We start from the raw sequence: 24,971 nt of genomic DNA, 5'->3' as shown, positions 1-24,971 counted from the left end.
CAGTTCTGTACACTTAAGGCCCGCGCTCCCTTGGGTCGTCACGCCTTCTCAGGGCTCTTCACCGTTCCCGGAACGAGGTGCTGAGCGCATTATTGATGGGTTTAACCAGATATTGTAGCAAGGTTTTTTCCCCGGTTTTAATGTCGGCGACCACCGTCATTCCCGGGGTGATCCGGTTTGAAGAGGGGTCTGTGCCCACATAATTACGGGGCAGTTCAACGATTCCTTTGAAATAGGTGACGCCTTCCTCATCCATGAAGGATGACGCCGACACCTTTTCCAGTCGACCTTCCACGCCGCCAAACCGGGCGTAGTTATAGGTATCCACCTTGACCAATACCTCGTCGCCCACCTTCACATGACCAATATCCCGGGGGGAGATCCGGACCTCGGCCTGAATTTTTCCGGTATAGGGAACAACTTCCGCTACCACGTCACCGGGAGGTACAACACTGCCGGCAGACCGGTATTTCAAGCCTTTGACAATGCCGTCCGTGGGGGCCTTGACATTCAGCCGTGTCACGCGGTCATCCAGACGCTCAAGATCGGCCGTGACTTCGGCCAGTTCCTTGGACAGGTTGCCCATCTGTATCAGGGCGTCATTGCGCAGATTGGCCCTGAGCTGGACAAGGTTGCTTTCGGCTTCCGTGATACTGGCCTTGATTCCGGCCTTGCGGGTGAGGGTCTCCTGAAGACTGCCTTCGGTTTTATTATATTCTTTCTGGGCTTCGAGAAGGCGGAGTCTGGATCCCAGCCCTTTTTCAGTCAGTTCCTGACGCATTTTCAGTTCTTCGGCAATGATCTCCAGCGCTTGCCTTTGGTTTTTTTCCTGCTCAAGCAGAGTGGCCCATTCATTACGCCGTTCGGCGATCTGGGCCAGGATAACGTCTTCCTGCGCTTTGCGAGAGCGGATTTGTTGTTGCAGAATATCCCGCTGGTCCCGCACCAGAGTGGGATATGTGGCCTCGAAACGGGAAAAGTCCGGAGTTTTGTCCAAGGCAAAGGCTTTCAAGCGCTCTACCTGCATGCTGAGCGCGGCATGGCGCGCCAGCATTCGGCCCCGTTCGGAAGTGGCTTGTGTGGGTGCCATTCTGAGCAGGGTCTGTCCCTTTTTTACCATCTCGCCTTCTTCCACCAGCACCTCGGCGACAATGCCGCCTTCCAGATGCTGCACCGGCTGGATTGAGGCGGCGGGTACAATCTGTCCCTGAGCCATGCTGGCTTCGTCTAATTTGGTGACAGCGGCCCACAGAATGCAGCTCAAGACAAAAAAGCTGATAATGCCGATGGTGGAGATGACCGCCTTGGGCGGTCCGGCTTCTTCCAACAGGATGGCGCGGGATAGAAACCGGGTGTAATAAGTGGTCGGTTTTTCTTTTTTTGCCCGGGCCGCTTCAGTGGCTTTCAGCAGCAGGTTCCGGGCAAGTTTGCGGCTTTTATGGATCATTTCGGGCCCGCCGGCTGGTCCGGTCTGGGCGGTTTGGGGATGTATGTCTTTTTTCGTCATGATCTGTGCCTTGTTATTTCTGATCACCGGCTGTTTTTTCGAGAGGGCGCGGGGCCTGATTTGGGAAGATCTGGTCCGGCGGCCCGAAATTGCGGACCATGCCATCCTGAAGGACCAGCACCTTGTCGGCCATCTTGATGTGGCTGGGCCGGTGGGAGACCATCAGGATGGTGCATTTCCCTTTTAGGGTAGCCAGAGTTTTCATGAAGGCCCTGTCGCCCTCAAAATCCAGCGTCTTGGCCGGCTCATCCAGCAGCAAAATGGGGGCCTGTTTCAAAAAGGCCTGGGCCAGCGACAAGCGCTGTTTGAAACTGGAGGGCAGGCTTTGTATAGACTGATCGCCGATACGTGTGTCAAACCCGTTTTCCAAGGCTTGAATATCGTCCAGGACATTGGCCATACGGCAGGCCTCCTCAAGCTCCTTTTGAGATGCGGTCGGTTGGCTGAGGCGCAGGTTCTGGGCAATGGTGCCGTGGAAAAAGTGGGCCTGCTGGGGCACATAGGCGATGGATTGGCGCAGGACAGCCGGGTTGATTTGTCGGATGTCCATGCCGTCCAGAATGATTTGCCCTGCCTGCGGCTTATGCATGGCCAAAAGCAGTTTGAGAAGGGTGGATTTGCCGGCAGCATTGGGGCCCATAATGGCCAGCATTTCGCCTGCATTCACCTTGAAGCCTGCGCCGAGCAGCGCAGGTTCCGAGTCCGGCTTATAACGGAAACTGGTCCGGTCCATAATGATATTGCCGGCAAAACGACGCTGGGTCAGGCTGTTGGGGTCCGGATTATATTCGGAGGGCAGTTTCATCAACTGGTTGATCTGGCGGATGCTGTTGCGAATCTGTTCCACCCGGCTCAGGGTCAAAAACAGTTGCTGTAAAGGGGATAGCACACGCCAGATCAGCGCCATGCTGGCAATCAGCGCCCCGATGGTCATGCTGCCGTCCAGAACCTTGAGCACCCCGAAACCCACGGTAGCAATGCCGGCACCCATCATAATGGCCTGGGCCAGACTTTGCAGCAGCAGACTGACTTGGGATGTTCTGAAATGGGTATAGGCGCTTTCGGCAGACAAGTCACGATAGCGCTTTATCCAAGGTCTTTCGGCTGCCGTCTGTTTGATGGTGCGCAGATTGGACAGGGTTTCCACCAGAAAACTGTGGCGCTGGGCCCGGGCCCGGGAGGAGGCCACCACATTGCGCTTCATGGCCGGTAAAATAATGGCGGCCACCAAGACGAAAATCCCCATCATCACCACTGGAATCCAGGCCAGGTTGCCGGCGAGGATGGCAATAACTGCAACAAAAAGAAAGACAAAGGGTAATTCCAGGATCACATTGACCAATGTGCTGGAAAAAAATCCCTTGATGGAGTCAAATTCCTTGAGACGGGAGACCTGGCTGCCGATGGGGGCCGATTCAGTCATCATCGGCGGAAGCGATAAGAGTTTCTGGAAGGTGGCGTTGGCGATGATGTTTTCCACTCTGGCGCCAAGATAGGCCACCTGTCGGGCCCGCAGGATCCTGAGGCCGATTTCGCATAGTACGGCAAGGCCGATGCCCGTCACCAGATATCCAAGCGTACTGGTGGACTGGGACGGGATCACCTTGTCATACACGCTCATGACAAACAGCGGTACAAGCAGGGCAAACAGATTCAGCATTAACGTCATGGCCAGAAGCTGTCGGAGCGACCCCTTGAATCGCAAAAAAAGATCCCAGAACCAGTTCTGCGGGGTCGTCGCCTTGGCCACTTTGTTGGTCTGGCTGCCATATTGGGTGGAAACGAAAAACGCTGTGCCAAAACGTTTCCGGCCGTCTGTATATTTTTCCTGCTGATCCTGGCCATCGAAATAACGAATGCCCTTTTCATCACGGGACAAGAGCACTACCGGTTTGCCGTGTTCCACAAACAGGCACGGCAACAGACGGGCGTCAATAGAGGCCATATCCACCTCTGCCGGTGTTGTCATATAATGCAGATGCGCCAGGGTGTTTCTGAATTCTGTCAGGTTGAGGCTGTCGGCAAAATGCGGCAGGGCTTCAAACAGCCGTCGGATATTGCCGCGCCAGCCCAGGGCTTGCAGGAGGGGCAGGAGACAGGCCGCATAATCCGAAGAGGCGCGAAACGACCCGATCTGGCCGGAATGCAGGGCTTCGGCCAGTTGATCTGATTTAGCCACTGTCAGGCGGGCGCTGTCCCGGAATTTGTCGTGCAGGTCCTCGATCATCTTCCGTGCCGGCCCTTTTTGCTTTGCGGCGCTTGTCTTGTCTGGCGCGCTGGCGGGGATTTCCCGGGCCGTCTTGTGGGAAATGACGCGCGTGTTCATACGTGTTCTCCCTTTTTGGGGGCCGGGCCGGATGTCTTCTCGTCCCTATGGGACGACAGGGTCAGGTGGCCTTTATTAAGGTCATAGAGCTTGTCCGCGAGTTTCAGCAGGGAAGGCCGGTAACTGACCAGAACCATGGTGCTTACCCCTTTCAAAGACGTCATGACGTTGATCAGGTCCTCATCGGACTGGTTGTCCAGACCGGAATTGGCTTCGTCAAACAGAATGACGTCCGGTTGCCAGGCCAGAGTGCGGGCGATGGCGATGCGTTGGGCGATGCCCGTGGGAAGTTCGTTTTCGGCGCCGTCTCCGATCTGTGTTTCATATCCGTCCGGCAAGCGGGCCAAAATGCTGTTGAGATTAAGCATTTCGGCTACTTTCAGAGCCGCGTCAATATGTTCATCACCGCGGAACATGGTCAAATTGTCGAGGATCGTCCCACGGAACATGACGGGTTTCTGGGGCAGATAGGCAATCTTCTGCCGCAGGCTTTCTGTCGTGAACGCCTCTGGCGGGTGACCATTGATCAGGATTTCTCCCTGTTGGGGTGTCAGTCCGCCCATCAAAGCCCATAACAAGGTCGATTTACCCGCCCCGTTGCCGCCCCGGATGCCAATGATGTCGCCGCGCCGGATATCCAGGCTGACATTCTCAAGAATGAGCGGGGCATTCGGCGTATAACGAAAAGACAGATTTTTCAGGGAAATGCTGTCGATCCGGTCCACTTCGATAAGGTCCTTCGCGGGTTCCGTTGTTTTTGTCGGGCGTTCCTGGGGCAGGTGCGTGATGGCGTCAAGTTTGTCTTTGGCGATCTGAATATGCTGAAACCGGGTCCAGATGCCCAATGCCCTGAGCAAGGGCTGGACGGTCCGCCCAGCCAGAAGCGTGCTGGCGGCCAGCGCCCCGATGGTCATCTGGCTGTCAATGACCATCAGGCTGCCGATGCTGACCACGGCAATCATGGTAATCTGGGAAAAGATATTGCCGAGACTTTGGGCCAGGCCATTGAGGTAAATCACGGAATAACTGGCGGCGGAACAGCTTTCCATCAGTTTTTCATAACGCCGGTTCATCAGATGTTCCATAGCCAGGCTTTTGATGGAATGAATGCCGTTTAGCACTTCGATGATGAAGCTGTAACGCCGGTCTTCCCAGATAGCGTCTTTTTCAATGGCGTCTCTGAGTCGTACTCCGAGAACAAAAGCCAGTGCGCCAAGGAGCAGAAGTAAAAGCACAGGCACCACCAGCAGGCTGCCGCCGATAATGCCAAGCAGGGCCAGAAACAGAAAAACAAAGGGGAGGTCCACCAGAGTGAGTCCGGCCTGGCTTGAGTAAAAATCACGAACTGAATCAATTGCGCTCAAGCGGTCCAGGTGAACACCAGGGGGTGTTTTTTCCAGTTCGGTCAGTTCGGCGTTGAGAATTTTTTCGACGGCGAAGCTGCCCATGTCATGTTCAAATTTGGCGCCAATCCAGCCGGCAAGATAGGCCCGGGCCGAGCGCAGCAGGACATCAATGATCAGAACCCCAAGCAAACCGATGATTAGCAGGGTCAGTGTATTCAGCGCAGCGTTGGGAATAATCCTGTCATAAACCTGCAACAGCACCATGGGCAGTGCCAGGGACAAGGCATTCAAAACCAATGAAGCCAGAAGGATATCTTTGCGCAGGATAGGCATAAACCCAAGGTTTTCCAATCCTGTTCCTGTCATATTGCTGTCTTTGAACATCAACGCTTACTACTTCTTGCGGTTAACCTTTTGGGCATATTCCAAAATATTCAATATCTTGGCAGCAAAAGGGGTTTTAGCCCCTGATGCTCTTTCTTACCCCATATTGCGTTGAATAATGGTTAACGACCGCAAGGAATAAAAAGATATTTTCAATTTAACTAAAAAGATGGTTTCAATTTTATGAAAATTTTATCAATTGAATCTTCTAATATTTTGTTTTTTAAGAGTTTTTTATCTATTCCTTTAAATTTTGTTAACCATGACTGGAAAGGTTTTGTTCACCTCTGTCTGATAATTTCTAAAAGGGCTCAAAGGTGCGGCGACCTTTTGGAGCCACCTGTTATTATTGCGTACAAGAAACCCAAGTCGCCACGCGGAGTTGATGATGACTCAGGAATCCGGAAACACCACAACATCTGTCTTTAATATTGACCTGGATCCCAAATTGCAGGGGGCGGACAGGGTCAGAAAGGTAGAACGGCCTGAAAGTCGCCTGAATACAGAGCAAGACGATGTTGTTCAGGACACCCAGACTCGGGCCAATATTCATCAGGGCAGTGATCAGTCTGAAGGGACAGCTCTTCCTAGTACTCGCGGTGTTGGTGGGGCCTCCGTATGGCGTTCGGAGGATGTGCCGCAGGACGCTTCTGAATCGCCATTTCAGGCCGGCGCTGACGGAAATGATGTGGAGCGTGAAACGGAGGATGCCTCCACACCCCGTTCTGAAACTCAGGAGCCGTTTTCGGGGGGGGCAGTTTCTTCAGGGCGCGCGACAACTCCCCTGAATTTTGAAGAGTCGCGCACGGGGGGTGCCGCGAGAGTATCAGAAAATACGGCTCCTGGGCAGGCGGAAGTCGATGACCCGTCGGCGGGGTCTCTGCCGGTAGAAAATGCTTTAGGGGCTGGAAATGAGGCGGAAGAGGCAAATATGCCGCCTGTGGCGGTGGATGATGTTGCCAACACAGATGAGGACAGCGCCTTTATCATTGATGTGCTGGCCAATGACAGTGATGCAAACGGGGATCGGCTGATCATCACAGATGCCGTCCTGTCAGACGGACAAGGGGCGATCAGTCATGACGGGCAACAGATTACCTTTAACCCCGGCAGCGCCTATGATTATCTCTCGCCCGGTGAAGAGGAAACGGTCACCGTGATCTATACAGTGGCCGACAGCGCGGGAGAGACCAGCACGGCAACCTTAACCCTGACGGTAACCGGCAACAATGACGGTCCTTTGGATATTACCCTTGCCGGCAACAGCATTGCGGAAAATCATGCCGGAGCGGCGGTCGGCGCGCTGGAGAGTGTGGATATAGATCGTAATGATACGGTGACTTATGACGTCAGTGATTCCCGTTTCGAGGTGGAAAACGGTATCCTGAAACTGAAAGACGGGGTCAGCTTGGACTATGAGCAGGCCGCCTCGATCGACGTGACGGTCACGGCCCGGGACCAGGCCGGGGCGGAATTCAGCAAAACCTTCACTATTGATGTGGCAAATGTGAACGAGGCCCCCGAGGCTTCAGACCTGTCTGGCCAGACGGCGGAACACAGCCTGTATGAAGGGCAGCTGACGGCCACTGATGTGGATGGAGATAGCCTCAGCTACCACTTGCTTTCCGGTCCTGAAAAGGGAGACCTTGTCATTAATCCTGACGGGTCGTTCCGTTTTGATCCCGGCCGTCGGTTTGATGGCCTGGCCGCGGGAGAAGAGGAAACGGTCCGCTTCACTTATGAAGTGTCAGACGGGGCTGGCGGTACCGATACAGCCACGGTGAGTCTCACGGTAATGGGCAGCAATGACGGTCCGGTTGTGGGGACTGTGGATCTGGGGGCGACGGCGGAGGATACGACCTTTACGTTTAGCGCCGATGATCTTCTGGCGCAGGCGTCGGATGTGGACGGGGATGTGTTGACGGTGACCTCGGTCAGTGTGGATCCGGCCTATGGCACGCTGGTGGACAATGGCGCGGGCAGTTACAGCTTTACCCCGGCGGAGAACTGGCATGGTTCGGATGTACCGTTCAGCTTCACGGTCAGTGACGGCACGGAGAATGTGACCTCCACCGCCACCCTGGAGGTGACGGCGGTCAATGATGGTCCGGTGGCGGTTGAGGACCGGTTTGCCGGGGGTGAGGACCGGGCGTTGAGCGGCGCTGTTCTGGACAATGACAGGGATGTGGACGGGGACAGTTTAAGTGTGGTGGCGGGCACCTATGAGACGGCCGAAGGGGGCACGGTGGTGCTGGCGGCGGATGGCCGCTTCACCTATACTCCGGCGGCTGATTTTCATGGCGAGGACAGTTTCAGCTATACGGTGACCGATGGCGCCGCCACGGCCACGGGCACGGTGTCCCTGACGGTGAGTCCGGAGAATGACGGTCCGGTGGTGGGGGCTGTGGATCTGGGGGCGACGGCGGAGGATACGACCTTTACGTTTAGTGCCGATGATCTTCTGGCGCAGGCGTCGGATGTGGACGGGGATGCGTTGACGGTGACCTCGGTCAGTGTGGATCCGGCCTATGGCACGCTGGTGGACAATGGCGCGGGCAGTTACAGCTTTACCCCGGCGGAGAACTGGCATGGTTCGGATGTGCCGTTCAGCTTTACGGTCAGTGACGGCACGGAGAATGTGACCTCCACCGCCACCCTGGAGGTGACGGCGGTCAATGATGGTCCGGTGGCGGTTGAGGACCGGTTTGCCGGGGGTGAGGACCGGGCGTTGAGCGGCGCTGTTCTGGACAATGACAGGGATGTGGACGGAGACAGTTTAAGTGTGGTGGCGGGCACCTATGAGACGGCCGAAGGGGGCACGGTGGTGCTGGCGGCGGATGGCCGCTTCACCTATACTCCGGCGGCTGATTTTCATGGCGAGGACAGTTTCAGCTATACGGTGACCGATGGCGCCGCCACGGCCACGGGCACGGTGTCCCTGACGGTGAGTCCGGAGAATGATGGCCCGGTGGTGGGAGCTGTGGATCTGGGGGCGACGGCGGAGGATACGACCTTTACGTTTAGTGCCGATGATCTTCTGGCGCAGGCGTCGGATGTGGACGGGGATGCGTTGACGGTGACCTCGGTCAGTGTGGATCCGGCCTATGGCACGCTGGTGGACAATGGCGCGGGCAGTTACAGCTTTACCCCGGCGGAGAACTGGCATGGTTCGGATGTGCCGTTCAGCTTTACGGTCAGTGACGGCACGGAGAGTGTGACCTCCACCGCCACCCTGGAGGTGACGGCGGTCAATGATGGTCCGGTGGCGGTTGAGGACCGGTTTGCCGGGGGTGAGGACCGGGCGTTGAGCGGCGCTGTTCTGGACAATGACAGGGATGTGGACGGGGACAGTTTAAGTGTGGTGGCGGGCACCTATGAGACGGCCGAAGGGGGCACGGTGGTGCTGGCGGCGGATGGCCGCTTCACCTATACTCCGGCGGCTGATTTTCATGGCGAGGACAGTTTCAGCTATACGGTGACCGATGGCGCCGCCACGGCCACGGGCACGGTGTCCCTGACGGTGAGTCCGGAGAATGATGGCCCGGTGGTGGGGGCTGTGGATCTGGGGGCGACGGCGGAGGATACGACCTTTACGTTTAGTGCCGATGATCTTCTGGCGCAGGCGTCGGATGTGGACGGGGATGCGTTGACGGTGACCTCGGTCAGTGTGGATCCGGCCTATGGCACGCTGGTGGACAATGGCGCGGGCAGTTACAGCTTTACCCCGGCGGAGAACTGGCATGGTTCGGATGTGCCGTTCAGCTTTACGGTCAGTGACGGCACGGAGAATGTGACCTCCACCGCCACCCTGGAGGTGACGGCGGTCAATGATGGTCCGGTGGCGGTTGAGGACCGGTTTGCCGGGGGTGAGGACCGGGCGTTGAGCGGCGCTGTTCTGGACAATGACAGGGATGTGGACGGGGACAGTTTAAGTGTGGTGGCGGGCACCTATGAGACGGCCGAAGGGGGCACGGTGGTGCTGGCGGCGGATGGCCGCTTCACCTATACTCCGGCGGCTGATTTTCATGGCGAGGACAGTTTCAGCTATACGGTGACCGATGGCGCCGCCACGGCCACGGGCACGGTGTCCCTGACGGTGAGTCCGGAGAATGACGGTCCGGTGGTGGGGACTGTGGATCTGGGGGCGACGGCGGAGGATACGACCTTTACGTTTAGTGCCGATGATCTTCTGGCGCAGGCGTCGGATGTGGACGGGGATGCGTTGACGGTGACCTCGGTCAGTGTGGATCCGGCCTATGGCACGCTGGTGGACAATGGCGCGGGCAGTTACAGCTTTACCCCGGCGGAGAACTGGCATGGTTCGGATGTGCCGTTCAGCTTTACGGTCAGTGACGGCACGGAGAGTGTGACCTCCACCGCCACCCTGGAGGTGACGGCGGTCAATGATGGTCCGGTGGCGGTTGAGGACCGGTTTGCCGGGGGTGAGGACCGGGCGTTGAGCGGCGCTGTTCTGGACAATGACAGGGATGTGGACGGGGACAGTTTAAGTGTGGTGGCGGGCACCTATGAGACGGCCGAAGGGGGCACGGTGGTGCTGGCGGCGGATGGCCGCTTCACCTATACTCCGGCGGCTGATTTTCATGGCGAGGACAGTTTCAGCTATACGGTGACCGATGGCGCCGCCACGGCCACGGGCACGGTGTCCCTGACGGTGAGTCCGGAGAATGATGGCCCGGTGGTGGGAGCTGTGGATCTGGGGGCGACGGCGGAGGATACGACCTTTACGTTTAGTGCCGATGATCTTCTGGCGCAGGCGTCGGATGTGGACGGGGATGCGTTGACGGTGACCTCGGTCAGTGTGGATCCGGCCTATGGCACGCTGGTGGACAATGGCGCGGGCAGTTACAGCTTTACCCCGGCGGAGAACTGGCATGGTTCGGATGTGCCGTTCAGCTTTACGGTCAGTGACGGCACGGAGAGTGTGACCTCCACCGCCACCCTGGAGGTGACGGCGGTCAATGATGGTCCGGTGGCGGTTGAGGACCGGTTTGCCGGGGGTGAGGACCGGGCGTTGAGCGGCGCTGTTCTGGACAATGACAGGGATGTGGACGGGGACAGTTTAAGTGTGGTGGCGGGCACCTATGAGACGGCCGAAGGGGGCACGGTGGTGCTGGCGGCGGATGGCCGCTTCACCTATACTCCGGCGGCTGATTTTCATGGCGAGGACAGTTTCAGCTATACGGTGACCGATGGCGCCGCCACGGCCACGGGCACGGTGTCCCTGACGGTGAGTCCGGAGAATGACGGTCCGGTGGTGGGGACTGTGGATCTGGGGGCGACGGCGGAGGATACGACCTTTACGTTTAGTGCCGATGATCTTCTGGCGCAGGCGTCGGATGTGGACGGGGATGCGTTGACGGTGACCTCGGTCAGTGTGGATCCGGCCTATGGCACGCTGGTGGACAATGGCGCGGGCAGTTACAGCTTTACCCCGGCGGAGAACTGGCATGGTTCGGATGTGCCGTTCAGCTTTACGGTCAGTGACGGCACGGAGAGTGTGACCTCCACCGCCACCCTGGAGGTGACGGCGGTCAATGATGGTCCGGTGGCGGTTGAGGACCGGTTTGCCGGGGGTGAGGACCGGGCGTTGAGCGGCGCTGTTCTGGACAATGACAGGGATGTGGACGGGGACAGTTTAAGTGTGGTGGCGGGCACCTATGAGACGGCCGAAGGGGGCACGGTGGTGCTGGCGGCGGATGGCCGCTTCACCTATACTCCGGCGGCTGATTTTCATGGCGAGGACAGTTTCAGCTATACGGTGACCGATGGCGCCGCCACGGCCACGGGCACGGTGTCCCTGACGGTGAGTCCGGAGAATGATGGCCCGGTGGTGGGAGCTGTGGATCTGGGGGCGACGGCGGAGGATACGACCTTTACGTTTAGTGCCGATGATCTTCTGGCGCAGGCGTCGGATGTGGACGGGGATGCGTTGACGGTGACCTCGGTCAGTGTGGATCCGGCCTATGGCACGCTGGTGGACAATGGCGCGGGCAGTTACAGCTTTACCCCGGCGGAGAACTGGCATGGTTCGGATGTGCCGTTCAGCTTTACGGTCAGTGACGGCACGGAGAGTGTGACCTCCACCGCCACCCTGGAGGTGACGGCGGTCAATGATGGTCCGGTGGCGGTTGAGGACCGGTTTGCCGGGGGTGAGGACCGGGCGTTGAGCGGCGCTGTTCTGGACAATGACAGGGATGTGGACGGGGACAGTTTAAGTGTGGTGGCGGGCACCTATGAGACGGCCGAAGGGGGCACGGTGGTGCTGGCGGCGGATGGCCGCTTCACCTATACTCCGGCGGCTGATTTTCATGGCGAGGACAGTTTCAGCTATACGGTGACCGATGGCGCCGCCACGGCCACGGGCACGGTGTCCCTGACGGTGAGTCCGGAGAATGACGGTCCGGTGGTGGGGACTGTGGATCTGGGGGCGACGGCGGAGGATACGACCTTTACGTTTAGTGCCGATGATCTTCTGGCGCAGGCGTCGGATGTGGACGGGGATGTGTTGACGGTGACCTCGGTCAGTGTGGATCCGGCCTATGGCACGCTGGTGGACAATGGCGCGGGCAGTTACAGCTTTACCCCGGCGGAGAACTGGCATGGTTCGGATGTACCGTTCAGCTTCACGGTCAGTGACGGCACGGAGAGTGTGACCTCCACCGCCACCCTGGAGGTGACGGCGGTCAATGATGATCCGGTCATTATGGTCGGCGGTTCCGGGGAGCATTATGAATATGACCGGTCCAATCTGGTTCTGGATCCGTCACGGTCCACCGGCCGGTTGGGGGATAATGTGTCCATATCGGCCCTAGATGAAGACGGTAATCCGTCGCAGATTACGGCGGGTCGTCATGGCATTGGTATCAATTCGCGGGCGTATGGGGACATTTCTTCCCAGATTGATTATGACCGTACCACCGGCACCAGTGAACAGCTTGTCCTGGAATTTGACAATCCCGTCACCAATCTTGAGCTTATGACGGACCGTCAGTTCCTCAATGAAGGTGGGGCAGGCCGACATGAAGTGGGGATCTGGAAAGCCTATGACGGCGAGGGAAATCTGCTTGCGGAAGGTGTCCTGGATCCGGATCAGGCGGCTGGTGCCGTTTCCAGCAATGAATTCTGGTATGGCATTGATGCTGGTGCGCCGATTTCGAAAATAGTAATTGAGGCGGCGGGTGAGGACTATAACGGTTTCCGGGATAGTGATTTCGCCATCCATTCAGTGCGATTTGATGAAGCGGACCAGGTTCCGCTTCCAGAGGGAGAGGAGTTGATAGCAGCCGTGGCGGAAAATGCCGCTGCGGGTACGGTCATCGGGGATGCGGATGCGATGGATGTGGATGGCGACAGCCTGACCTATGCCATTACGAGCGGCAATGAAGACGGGGCGTTTGCGATCAATGCGGCCACGGGTGAAATCAGTGTTGCCGATCCGTCCCGGCTGGACCATGAAAATGTGTCCGAAAGGGTGCTGGGCATTACGGTCGAGGACGGCAAGGGCGGCACGGATGTGGCTGATCTGCGCATCTCGGTGACGGATGTCAATGAAGCCCCGGTGGTGGGGGCTGTGGATTTGGGGGCGACGGCGGAAGATACGGCGTTTACATTCAGCGCTGCCGACCTTCTGGCTCATGCGTCGGATGAGGATGGCGACACGCTCAGTGTAACAGCGGTTTCTGTGGATCCGGCCTATGGCACAGTTGTGGACAATGGCGCGGGCAGTTACAGCTTTACCCCGGCGGAAAACTGGAGTGGTTCGGATGTGCCATTCAGTTTCACGGTCAGTGACGGCACGCAAACCGTACAATCCACCGCCACCCTGGAGGTGACGGCAGTGGCCGATCAGCCGGATGTCAATTTATCACATACCCTTACCCTGGATGCCAGCCATGGCAATTATGAAATTCCCGAAAACGGCATAATTACCATTGATGTGAGTTATCTGAGCGTCAATGCGGGATATAAAAACTCTCACGGCTATTATATCGCAGATGCCGACGGAAACCCCATCGGGGGGGCTGTGATCCAGGATAATGTCAAAGACGGTGGATCGAAAACAGTCACGGTGGATACGTCCCAGTATGATGGGGCCGCTTCCTTGGGCTTTTTTATCATTCCCAATGGGGATAATAAAAATGCCGGCTTGGAGGACGATACGCCGGTGATCTTCCAGAATGTGGACGGCGTGTGGACTCCGTTTGTTGACGGCGTGGCCCTTCGCGGACAAAATGCTCCGGCTTATTTCAGTAATCAGGACCTCAATCCTGACGGTCAGGACCACTTTTCGGATTCCGCTTCGCATGGCAATCAGAACTGGGAGGATCTCTGGGGCGGGGGTGATGGTGATTACACGGATGTGAATACCCAGGTGGAAGTATCCTTTGCTCCACAACAGGGCGAGGTGGTTCAGGCCGAGGAAAATGTGGCTGTGGACCTGCCGCAGATCAGAGCCGTGCTGGGAGATGTGGACGGCTCCGAAAGCCTGTCGGTAAGCCTGTCAGCCCTTCCGCAGGGCGCCGTAATCAGTGACGGAGAGAACAGTTATACGGCCACGGCCGATGCGGCGGCGGTTGATGTGACGGCATGGAATCTGGACCAGTTGCAGATCACGGTAGTGGACGGCACGCCGGATTTTGAACTTTCCGTGAATGTCACCAGTACCGAAACCAGTAATGGCGATAGCCAGACCGTCACCAGAACAGTGGCTGTTGATGTGCGGGACAATGACTTTGCCCGCGAGGAAATCTATGGCACATCGGCCAATGAAACCCTGACCGGCGGTGAGGCGGATGAATTTATCTCTGCCTATCAGGGCAATGACCAGCTCTATGGTGGCGGCGGTGATGACATCCTGCATGCAGGTGACGGTGATGATTACGCGGAAGGCGGGCTTGGCAACGATACCCTGTATGGTGGTACCGGTAACGACAACCTGCATGGCGGCGCGGGCGATGATACCTTTATTTTTGGGGTCAATGAAGGCCATGACGCGGTGCATGGCGGCGCCGGCTGGACGGACACAATCCAGCTCAGCGATTTTGCCGGACAGGATGCCGAACAGGGCTGGACGCTGGTGCTGGAGGCAGGCAGCAGCATATCTTCTACCGATAATGTGAATGGGGAAATGCTGCTCAGTGAAGATTCTTCCGGTACAATTGTCTTTGAAGACGGTGGAGAGATCACTTTTGACGGTATTGAAAAAATTGTGTGGTGATATCCAGTTTTAAGGCTTCACCAGACGGTAAATTCATATATGCTCCCTTGAGAGGCGCTTTTTCGGGCGTGAGATTAGGGCGTCGGGCACTGCGGATTAGAAAATGGTCCGGGATACAGCCGCGCTGATCAGGGAGCTGAGATATGGGTCAAAATCTGACAGTATCATACGGAAAATTTGTCGTCCGCTGGCGCTGGCCGGTTCTGGTGGTCTCCTTGGCCATAGCCGTCGCGTTGATTGTCGGTATGAAAAACCTGACCTTTTCGACTGATTATCGGGTATTTTTCGGCCCCGACAACCCGCAGCTTGCGGCCCAGGATCATCTGGAACAGACCTATACAAAGGTTGATATGGTGACCATTGGGGTCCGTCCGCGCGAGGGTGATATGTTCACGCCCCGGATGCTGGAAATCCTGTATGAACTGACGGAGGAGGCCTGGCAAATTCCCTATGTTGTCCGGGTCGATTCCCTGTCCAATTACCAGCATACGGTGGCGGACGGGGATGACCTGGTGGTTGATGACTTGGTCCGGGATCCAGCGGATCTTTCGCCGGCCCGACTGGCTGAGATCCGGGATGTGGCCCTGTCCGAACCGTCCCTGGCTGGCCGGCTGATCTCGACCGATGGGACCACCAGTCAGGTCATGATCACCCTGGAAATCAGTGATACGGCGCCTGAGACCCTGAAACGGATCGTGGATCCGGTGCGCGGGATGGCTGCCCGGATCGAGGCGCAGCACCCCGATGTGGACGTGGCGCTGTCGGGGAATATCATGCTCTCCAATGCCTTTTCCGAAGCGGCGGAAAATGACTCCCGCACCCTGATCCCGGGCATGTTCGGGGTACTGGCGCTGGGCATGTGGTTTTTCCTACGGTCTTTCAGCGGCATGATCTCCAGTATGCTGGTGGTGTTGTTCTCGGTGCTGAGCGCGCTTGGCCTAGTCGGGCATCTGGGGTTTCAGCTCAACAGTGCCTCAATTTCCGCGCCGATCATCATTCTGACCATTGCCGTGGCGGACGCCATTCATTTGCTGATGACCTGTTATGTCTATATGCACCGGGGCATGGACAGGAAAGCGGCCACGATTGAAAGCCTGCGCATTAATTTTCAGCCGGTGTTTCTCACGTCGCTGACCACGGCGATCGGGTTTCTTAGCCTCAATTTCAATGACAGCCCGCCGTTTAGGGATCTGGGGAATATTTCTGCAATTGGCGTGGGGGCGGCGTGGTTTTATTCCATGACCCTGTTGCCGGCCTTAATGGTGATCCTGCCCATGAAGCCAAGGGGTGAAAAACAGCGGGGGCAGGTGTTGCTGGAAAATTATGTGGAATGGGTTATTGCCCGCAAAAACCGCATTCTGACTTTGATGATTCTTATGGTTGTGGGCACGGCAGTGTTTATACCCCGGCTGGTCTATAACGATAAATTCATTGAATTTTTCGATACCGACATTGAATTCCGACGGGATTCGGATTTTCTGATGAAACATCTGGCGGGGCCTTACACCATGGAGGTTTCGGTCCCCGCCGGGGAGGACGGTGCCATTGCTGAACCGGCCTATCTGAACCGTCTACAAGCGTTTACCGAATGGTTGAAAGTGCAGCCGGAAGTGGTGCATGTGTTTTCCATGGTGGATGTGATGAAACGCCTGAACAAAAGCATGCATGGGGACGATCCCGGCTGGTACAGGTTGCCGGACAGGCGGGATCTGGCGGCGCAATATCTGCTGCTGTATGAAATGTCGTTGCCTTATGGCCTGGACCTGAACAACCAGATTGACGTGGGTAAATCGGCGACCCGGGTCACGGCCATTCTGGGCAATATCAACAGCCATGAAATGATCGACCTGAAGCAGCGTACGGACCAGTGGTTTCGTGAAAACGTTGCAGAAGAGGAGTTGAGATCTGCCGGTGGCACCAGTGTGGCGCTGATTTTTGCGTTTCTGACCCAGCGCACTTTTGACAGCATGTTTTGGGGCACCGGGGTTGCCTTTCTGCTGATTTCCCTGTGTCTGGTTTTCGCCTTGAAAAGCCTGAAACTGGGGTTGGTCAGCCTGGTGCCCAACATTATTCCGGCCATCGTGGCCTTTGGTCTGTGGGCCGCCTTCGTCGGCGAAATTGGCCTGTATGCCTCTGGGGTGACGGCTACGGCGCTGGGCATGATTGTGGATTGCACGGTCCATTTCTTGAGTAAATACAAACGGGCCCGGGAAGAAAAGAATTTTGGCGCGCGGGATTCAGTGCGTTATGCCTTTGCCATGGTGGGGGCGCCGCTCTGGGTGTCGTCGCTGGTGCTGATTTTCGGTTTCTGTACATTGGGCCTGTCCGATTATGTGATGAATGCCAAAATGGGTATATTGACCGCGCAGATTATCGCAGTGGCCATGGTGACGGACTTTTTGCTGCTGCCGACAATTCTGCTTTTTGTCGATAAGAAAAAGGGAGAAAAACATGCTCTTTCCGAACAGAAAGCCTGATTTTCTGACGGTTAGCCGGATGGCAGCTTTGCTGATGGCAGGATTTTTTGTTCTGCCCCATCAGGGCATGACGCAAACGGCCGAGGAAAAAGGCCTGGCCATCGCCGAGGAAGCCGACCGCAGGGACAGCGGGTTCGGCGACAGCGTGGCGGAATTACAGATGATACTTAGCAACCGGCAGGGCAAGATCAGCCGCCGGGAACTGAAAATCAAAACTCTTGAAGTGCCGGAAGAAGGGCTGGGTGACAAGTCGCTTGTGATTTTTGACCAACCGCGAGACGTCAAGGGGACCGTGCTGTTGACCCACTCCAAAATCCTGGAACCGGATGATCAGTGGATGTATCTGCCGGCCCTGGGGCAGAAAGGGCGCATTAAACGGATCGACAGCCGCAATAAATCCGGTCCCTTCATGGGCAGTGAATTCGCCTATGAGGATATGTCATCGCGTGAGGTGGGTAAATACAGCTATAAATGGCTGAGAGACGAACCCTGTGGGGATGGGGGCGATGGTTCTGGCGGCGATCTGGAGTGTTTTGTGGTGGAATCCTATCCGTTGTATGAGGATTCCGGCTACAGCAAGCTGATTAACTGGATCGACAAACAGGAATACCGGTTTCAGAAAATCGAATTTTATAACCGGCGGGGTGATTTGCTCAAGACCCTGACCTTTTCCGATTACCGAAAATATCTCGATAAATTCTGGCGGGCCCATGATATGTATATGGTTAATGCCCTGACGGGAAAAACGACTCGCCTGCTGTGGAGTCGGTTCGACTTCCGGGTGGGGCTTGAGGAACGGGATTTCACCCGCCAGCGTATGCAGACGGCAAAATAATTTGCGAAAGCCCCGGAATAAACTCCAGGAATTCTGCGTTTTTTCGACCAGTTTGCCCCTCAGGGGCGGACTTTCTGCTTTATTTATGGTTAACGCGGGCTAAGGTTGTCGGCATACTCGGGAGGGGAAAATTAACCTTAAGGCGCGAAGACGTTATGCGTCAGTAATGAAAAACTTTATTCAACTTCGCAGAAAAAGCACATTAAATGCCATTGGTTTTTATCGGCTTGTACATTTGTTTCTGTCAGATTTTCCGAGACTCGTTGAATGACCAAAGGGGTAAGGCCAAGTGTCGGTTAACCGAACAAAAACTCAACCACCACAACAGCCTCTGAAACGTGGAAGGGCTCTGAAACGAAGAGCATGGTATCGTGGCAGGATGATTGCTGCGGTGGCGTTGTTGTGCTCGGGGATCATGCCGATCATGAGTCCCAGTTGGGCAAAGGTGCTGGCAATCAGAAGCGGGGCACATCCCGACATGACCCGTGTGGTGGTGGATCTGACGGAATCTGTGCGCTATGCCCTGCTCTATGAAGACAATCCCCATCAACTCAAGATTCTTCTGGAAAACCAGGCATTGGCGGGGGAGGCCGGGGAACTGGCCAAAGATTTTGAGGCCGTCGGGGTGCTCAAGGGAATCCGGGTGGGGTGGCACGGCGATAATATGGAAATCACCTTTCCGTTGCGCCACCCGGCAACGGTATCGCGCAGTTTTGCATTACGTCCCGATCAGAACCGCCCCTATCGTTTTGTTTTTGATCTGAAGCCGGTCAGTGAAGCCGAGTGGAACCGCCGGATGCTGGCGCAACAGGCTGACCAGAAGTCGCAAGAAGCGCCGCCGGGCAAGACGGGGGAAATCCCGCCGAAACCGGCAAGTTGGGATAAAAAGGAGGCGGCAGGGCCCACGTCTGAGCTTTCCGCGCTGGAGGACACGCCTTCTCTTGATGACCGCTCTTCTGGTGAAACACAGACCGTAATGCCGAATTATGACGCCGCGGTGTATGACGACACGGTGTATGATGACGATTATGACGGGTTCAGCTTTTCCGGTTATGTGGAAAGCGAGGGACGCCTGTTTACCCAGTCGGCAGGTTTTCCCGGGCAGGATGATGGGACCCTCTCCTTTGCGGCTGAACCGCGCCTGGAATATGTGTCGGAAAGCGGCGACCATATTTTTATTGCCAATCTGTTTGGCCGAGTGGACCTTGCCGATGAGGAGCGCAGTCATTTTGACGTGCGTGAGTTCAAATGGCTTGGCGTTTTTGGCCCCCTTACGGTGACGGCCGGTATCAATACGGTGTTCTGGGGCGTGACGGAATCCAATCATCTGGTGGATATTCTCAATCAGGATGACATGCTGGAGGATGTGGACCAGGAAGACAAGCTGGGCCAGCCGATGGTCAGTCTCAGCTATATGACCGATTTCGGTACCTTTTCCGCCTATTTCATGACCTATTTCCGGGAACGACGCTTCCCCGGCCGCGATGGTCGCCTGCGTTTCGCCTTGCCGGTGGATGAAGAGCGGGCCATTTACGAGGCGGAGGCGGAAGAATGGCATCTGGACTGGGCCCTGCGTTGGAGCCGTGTGGTGGGGGATTTTGATATTGGGCTGTATCATTTTCACGGCACCGGACGCGATCCGTCCTTTGTCATGGGTGTGGACGGAAATGGCCAGCCAGTGCTTATTCCCCGTTATGACCTGATTGACCAGACGGGGGTCGACGTGCAGGCCACACGAGGTGGTTTTTTATGGAAACTGGAAGCCATCTATCAGAGCGGTAACGAGGGCAGCCCGTGGGGCGATGATTTCTTTGCCCTGGCCGGGGGAGTGGAATATACGCTCTATGGGGCGTTCGGCGGGGACTCTGATCTGGGACTGTTGGCGGAATACAGCTATGATGATCGGGGCGAGCTGGCTCCCAGTCTGCTGGAAGACGATATATTCGTGGGGTTGCGCTGGACCGCCAATGATGTGGACAGCACGGAACTTCTGTTTGGGGCCCTGTTGGATCTGGACAGTTCCGCCAAATTTATCAATCTGGAAGGCAGTCGCCGTCTCGGGGATTATTGGAAAATTTCCCTGGATGCACGGTTTTTCCTGAATGTGCCCATGACCGACCCGTTGTTTCCGATCAGCCGGGATGATTTCCTACAGTTGCGTGTGGCCCGATATTTTTAGGTCCAATATTTTTCAGAAACCCTCGCAACCTCACAGGAACCGGTGATCTTCACTTTTTGGTGAGAGCCGGCCGTCAGAGCCAGTAAGCTATTGCGTCGGTTGTGAATTCATCTTATACTGCAAGACCTAAAAGGATAGGGATATTCTTCAGCCGCATAGGGAAAAGATGAAACCTTTCAAGGACATGACAGTCATTGACAAACTCGCCGGACTCTGTCTGGCGTTGCTGGTTGTGGCCGGTATGTCCGTAGGCGCCGGCACTCTGCTTCATGGAAATGCTGCTGATCATGCAGAACGTGCCATGAACGGGGGGCTGCCTTCCGCGTCATTGGTCCGGGTTTCTTCCCAGATCAGTGAAGATGTGATCTTTCATCCTGCCGAAGTAATTGATGAAGCGCACGCGCGCGTCTATGCAGATGCCCTGAAACGCCATGAAGTGAGAGAACTGGAACAGTTGTTGGCGACCCGTGAACAGGAACTCGTCGTTCAGGAACACCGGCTTAATGAGCTGACAAAGGCGTTGGGAAAAGTCGCAAGACAGGCGCGCATTCCGGATGCTCTGCGCAAAGAGATTTTGGCGGAAATTACTTTGCAGATTCGAGAGGCGGAAAAACAGATCAAACACGTTCTTCTTGAGGTGAAAGATATTCATGTTGCCGCGGAAAAGGTTACCGGGAATATTGCGCCGGTGATACCGCCACGCGCCCCGGCAGTTAAAAATCATTCAGCCAAAAATCATTCCTTGCCCGCTCCCCGCAATTACAGCTGTGATCATCAGGATAAAAACGGCGATGCGGAAAAACGCGGGAAAAAGAAAGGCCGTGAAGGCTTCCTTGAATCCCTATCATTTGTCTGAGTTTCCCCAGAAACCCGTTTTCTCGAAGATGTGACCTGTTTCCTTTGAATGTCTGATGTTTTATTTATTGTCGCCGTCGCGTCTCGCCATGACGACTCTACCTCTTCACAATTCACTCTAGAGGCTTTTTTCCCGTCATGATTGCTGTTACCCTGTAAATAGGACAAAACAGGGGGAGTTGGGGGATGGTTGCCCATATCGGGACAGTAGCCTTTGTCGGGATTGAAGCGCGTCTGGTGGATGTACAGGTGCAGATCGCCAGTGGTCTGCCCAGCTTCACCATAGTGGGACTTCCCGACAAAGCGGTGGCGGAAAGCCGGGAACGGGTGCGCGCCGCCCTTGGGGCCATCGGTCTGGCGCTGCCACCCAAGCGTATCACCGTTAATCTTGCGCCGGCGGACCTGCCAAAGGAAGGCAGCCATTATGACCTGCCCATTGCGTTGGGACTTCTGGTGGCCATGAGCGCCGTGGCCAGTGACATGGTGGACGGATACCTGGTCCTGGGAGAACTGGGACTTGATGGTGGCCTGCAGGCCGTGCCGGGGGTACTGCCATCAGCCATGCTCGCCCTTGGTGAGGATCTTGGGCTGATCTGTCCGGCGGCCTGTGGGGGCGAGGCGGCCTGGGCCGGGGAAATTGAAATCGTTGCCGCTGCTCATCTGTTGGCGTTGATTAATCACTTAAAGGGAACCCAGCTTCTTGAGGCACCGACCCCGATCGTTGGGGGTGAAGACGGGTCCTATCCAGATCTGAAGGATATTAAAGGACAGGAAAGCGCTAAAAGAGCGCTGGAGGTGGCGGCGGCCGGTGGTCATAATCTGAATATGATCGGCCCACCAGGGTCCGGGAAGTCCATGTTGGCGGCGCGTCTGCCGGGTATTCTGCCGCCGATGGAGGCGTTGGAAATCCTGGAAGTCAGCATGATTTCCTCAGTGGCGGGGCTGTTGACAGAAGGAAGGATTACCCGCCAGCGCCCTTTTCGCAACCCTCATCATTCCGCGTCCATGGCGGCGCTCACGGGCGGCGGGGTTAAGGCCCGCCCCGGCGAAGTATCGCTGGCGCATCGGGGGGTGCTGTTCCTGGACGAGTTGGCGGAATTTCAGCGCGGGGCGCTGGACAGTCTGCGCCAGCCTCTGGAGAGCGGGCAGGCGGTAGTGGCGCGCGCCAATATGCATGTCACCTATCCGGCGCGGTTTCAGCTGATCTCCGCCATGAACCCGTGTCGTTGTGGTTATCTGGATGATCCGGCCCGGGCCTGTAGCCGGGCGCCACGCTGTGCGACGGATTATCAGGCGAAAATATCCGGTCCTTTGATGGACCGCATTGATCTTCATATCGAAGTTCCGGCGGTGAGCGCCGCCGACCTGACCCTGCCGCCCCCGGCGGATGGCAGCCGGGAGGTGGCCGCGCGGGTGGCCCGCGCCCGTGAGGTCCAGAATGACCGGTATCGAAAGATGGGACTGGGCGACAAGGTGCGTACCAATGCCGAGGTGGACGGCGAAGCCCTTGAAGAGGTGGCGCGCCCGGATGATGCCGGTCGGGAACTCCTGGCGCAGGCAGTGGAAAGTATGAAACTGACAGCGCGGGGCTACCACCGGGTGTTGCGGGTGGCGCGAACGCTGGCGGATCTGGATGGGGCAGGGGGTATTGGGCAGCGGCATATTGCCGAAGCACTCAGTTACCGTCAAAAGAAATATATTTTCTAGGGGCCGGTAATTATCCCCATTCTGCATAGAGCCTGCCTTGACGCAGGACGGCGGATCGGCCACACTCACGCAACACACATATCGCCAACCCTGAGAACAATAACCGGTCGAGACGCTATTCCGTGACAAATCCCTTATTGAATTTTTCCCGCTGGTGGCAGGCCATAGAAATCTACCGCAGACCCCGGCTTCTGGGGATTTTCAGTATGGGGATTTCCAGCGGCTTTCCGCTGACTTTGGTGTTGTCCACACTGGGGTACTGGCTCAGTCAGGAAGGGGTGAGCCCGGAAACCATTGGCGTGCTCAGCCTGGTGACCTTGCCCTACAGCCTGAAATTTCTCTGGGCTCCATTGATTGACTGGCTGCAGTTGCCAAGATTGCATGGCCGGCTGGGACGCCGCCGCTCCTGGCTGTTGGTGATTCAGACGGGGCTGACGGTGTCTATTGTGCTGATGGGCAGTACCTCGCCTGCGGAAGGGGCGCTGCTCACAGGGCTGGCGGCATTGTTGGTGGCGTTCATGAGCGCCTCGCAGGATATTGTGCTGGACGCGTACCGGATCGAGATTCTTGAGGACGAGGAACTGCCCGCCGGGGCCGCCATGATCCAGTTTGGGTACCGTATTGGCAATTTTGTCTCCGGCGCGGGCGGGTTATATCTGGCGGCGTTATATGGCTGGCATGTGGCTTATTGGATTCTGGCGCTACAGATTTTGTTCGGCATGATCCCCGCGCTGTTGATGGGGGAACCGAAGGGCGATGGCCGGGAGCTGGTCAAAAAGGAAACCCGAGCGGTGGAACGCTGGCTGCGTGGTGAAAGGCGGCTGCCGTCTGCCGGGGCGCTGCTGGTGGAAAACCTTTATCTCAGTGTGGTGGTGCCGTTCAAGGAGTTTATGGAGCGGCGTGGCTGGCTGGTGATTCTGTTGTTTATCATGTTGCTCAAAGTGGGGGATGGCATGGCTTCGGTCATGACACCGAAACTGGTTGTGGATAACGAGTTTACCAATGTGGAAATTATTTTCGCCAATAAAACAGTGGGTTTTTTCGCTTTGCTGGCAGGCATTTTTTCCGGCGGGTTGTTGCTGAAAGTTGCCGGTACCTATAAAGGGCTGCTGATTTCCGCAATCCTGATGGCAGTGTCGAACCTGAGTTTTGCGGTGCTGGCGGAGCTGGGCCATCATGTGCCATTCCTGGCCTTTACCATCGGGTTTGAGAATTTTGCTTCCGGTGTGGGGGGGACAGTGGCCATTGCCTATTTGTCCGGGCTGTGCAATCTGGCCTATACGGCGACCCAATATGCACTGCTGTCCTCGCTGGCGTCAGTGGGACGGGGGTTTTTGTCAGCGCCATCGGGTTTTATTTACAGCGAATGGGGCGCGGCGGCGTTTTTTGTTTTTACCACCTTTGCCGCGGTGCCGGCGATTCTGTTGCTTGTGGCCATGAACCGTCGGGGAATCGTGGCCGAGAAGCTGCGCCAGCAAAGCTGATCACATCTTGCGCGCAATCAGCCACAGCGGGTTTTTCCGGAGCCGGCTTTTCCAATATAGTTTGAAGCCGTGCCGCTCCAGAAGATACATCAGGGATCGCGGCCCGAAGACATGCCGCTGACCCGATTGGTATGGCGCGGCGCCAAACCGCCCCTTAACAGGTACAAGCATCATTAGAACTCCCCCTTTTCTCAGATTTTGATAACGCTGCCGGAACCAGTGGTTCAGATCTTCTTCATATATCAGTCCCAGAACAGAAAGAATTGCATCAAGGTTTTTCAGATGAGCTGTGTTATGGGGCAGCGGCTGCGCATCTGAGGGCAAAGTCGAGCGGGAAGGGGACATGTGGTCCACATGCACAAGGGCGTTTGGGCACACCTTGTGTAACCGTAAGACGCTTTTTTCTACAATGTCTTTGGGGAAAATCACCGGGGAACAGGAAGCCACAGACGCACCCGCAATACCTTGTGCACAATTGGTAGGGGCATGGTATTCGTAATGACAGAAGTCGCAGACCAGTGCACGTTTTTTTGGGGACACCGTGCCGGACTCGCGTATTCTCTCATGCATTCTGGCGCCGCAGGCCGGACAGCGAGTGATGTTCATGCCGATTCCGTAAGAAAAAACGGTCAG

At 56.5% G+C, this 24,971-nt stretch carries 11 protein-coding genes; 7 read left to right on the top strand and 4 right to left on the bottom strand.

Annotated elements, in window-relative coordinates; genetic code table 11:
• Positions 1 to 58 precede the first annotated feature (58 nt).
• From FE788_RS09840 to FE788_RS09830, 3 genes are read right to left on the bottom strand one after another with little or no spacing between them, the layout of a single operon-like run.
• The gene (locus tag FE788_RS09840) at positions 59 to 1,507 is read right to left on the bottom strand and encodes an HlyD family type I secretion periplasmic adaptor subunit (protein ID WP_168190368.1); all 1,449 of its coding nucleotides are present in this window, start codon (positions 1,505 to 1,507) and stop codon (positions 59 to 61) included.
• Positions 1,508 to 1,520: 13 nt separating this feature from the next.
• Positions 1,521 to 3,833, bottom strand: a complete 2,313-nt coding sequence (locus tag FE788_RS09835) for a peptidase domain-containing ABC transporter (protein WP_138380475.1) — start codon at positions 3,831 to 3,833, stop codon at positions 1,521 to 1,523.
• Entirely contained in the window at positions 3,830 to 5,545 is a 1,716-nt protein-coding gene (locus FE788_RS09830) for a peptidase domain-containing ABC transporter (protein WP_168190367.1), read from the bottom strand. The genes FE788_RS09835 and FE788_RS09830 overlap by 4 nt, the downstream gene beginning before the upstream one ends.
• 403 nt (positions 5,546 to 5,948) lie before the next feature.
• Between FE788_RS09830 and FE788_RS09825 the strand changes: the two genes are divergently transcribed.
• The 7 genes from FE788_RS09825 to FE788_RS09795 all read left to right on the top strand — a co-directional run bounded on the left by FE788_RS09825 (position 5,949) and on the right by FE788_RS09795 (position 24,338).
• Positions 5,949 to 14,801 carry a tandem-95 repeat protein gene (locus tag FE788_RS09825; protein ID WP_138380473.1) on the top strand — a complete coding sequence of 2,951 codons (8,853 nt, stop codon included), beginning with the start codon at positions 5,949 to 5,951 and terminating at the stop codon, positions 14,799 to 14,801.
• A 143-nt stretch (positions 14,802 to 14,944) separates the two neighbouring features.
• Complete coding sequence (locus tag FE788_RS09820) at positions 14,945 to 17,278, top strand: efflux RND transporter permease subunit (protein ID WP_138380472.1); 2,334 nt, start codon at positions 14,945 to 14,947, stop codon at positions 17,276 to 17,278.
• A gap of 19 nt (positions 17,279 to 17,297) precedes the next feature.
• Positions 17,298 to 18,113: an outer membrane lipoprotein-sorting protein gene (locus FE788_RS09815; RefSeq protein WP_138380471.1), complete on the top strand. Its 816-nt coding sequence runs from the start codon at positions 17,298 to 17,300 to the stop codon at positions 18,111 to 18,113.
• 424 nt (positions 18,114 to 18,537) lie between these two features.
• Positions 18,538 to 20,292, top strand: a complete 1,755-nt coding sequence (locus FE788_RS09810) for a hypothetical protein (RefSeq protein ID WP_138380470.1) — start codon at positions 18,538 to 18,540, stop codon at positions 20,290 to 20,292.
• 184 nt (positions 20,293 to 20,476) lie between these two features.
• Positions 20,477 to 21,148 (top strand): hypothetical protein, encoded by a 672-nt coding sequence (locus FE788_RS09805; RefSeq protein ID WP_210413876.1) that lies wholly within the window; start codon positions 20,477 to 20,479, stop codon positions 21,146 to 21,148.
• A gap of 185 nt (positions 21,149 to 21,333) precedes the next feature.
• Positions 21,334 to 22,854 (top strand): YifB family Mg chelatase-like AAA ATPase, encoded by a 1,521-nt coding sequence (locus FE788_RS09800; protein ID WP_138380468.1) that lies wholly within the window; start codon positions 21,334 to 21,336, stop codon positions 22,852 to 22,854.
• A gap of 122 nt (positions 22,855 to 22,976) precedes the next feature.
• Positions 22,977 to 24,338, top strand: coding sequence for an AmpG family muropeptide MFS transporter (locus tag FE788_RS09795; RefSeq protein WP_138380467.1), 1,362 nt, complete (start codon positions 22,977 to 22,979; stop codon positions 24,336 to 24,338).
• Here FE788_RS09795 and FE788_RS14095 read toward each other — a convergent pair whose 3' ends face one another.
• A complete protein-coding gene (locus FE788_RS14095) occupies positions 24,339 to 24,512 on the bottom strand; it encodes a hypothetical protein (protein WP_168190366.1) in 174 nt (57 codons plus the stop codon).
• Positions 24,513 to 24,971: the final 459 nt, after the last annotated feature.

This window comes from Luteithermobacter gelatinilyticus (assembly GCF_005849285.1).
Taxonomy (GTDB): Bacteria; Pseudomonadota; Alphaproteobacteria; order Sphingomonadales; family Emcibacteraceae; genus Luteithermobacter; species Luteithermobacter gelatinilyticus.
This window is presented reverse-complemented; position numbering and strand designations above follow the sequence as displayed.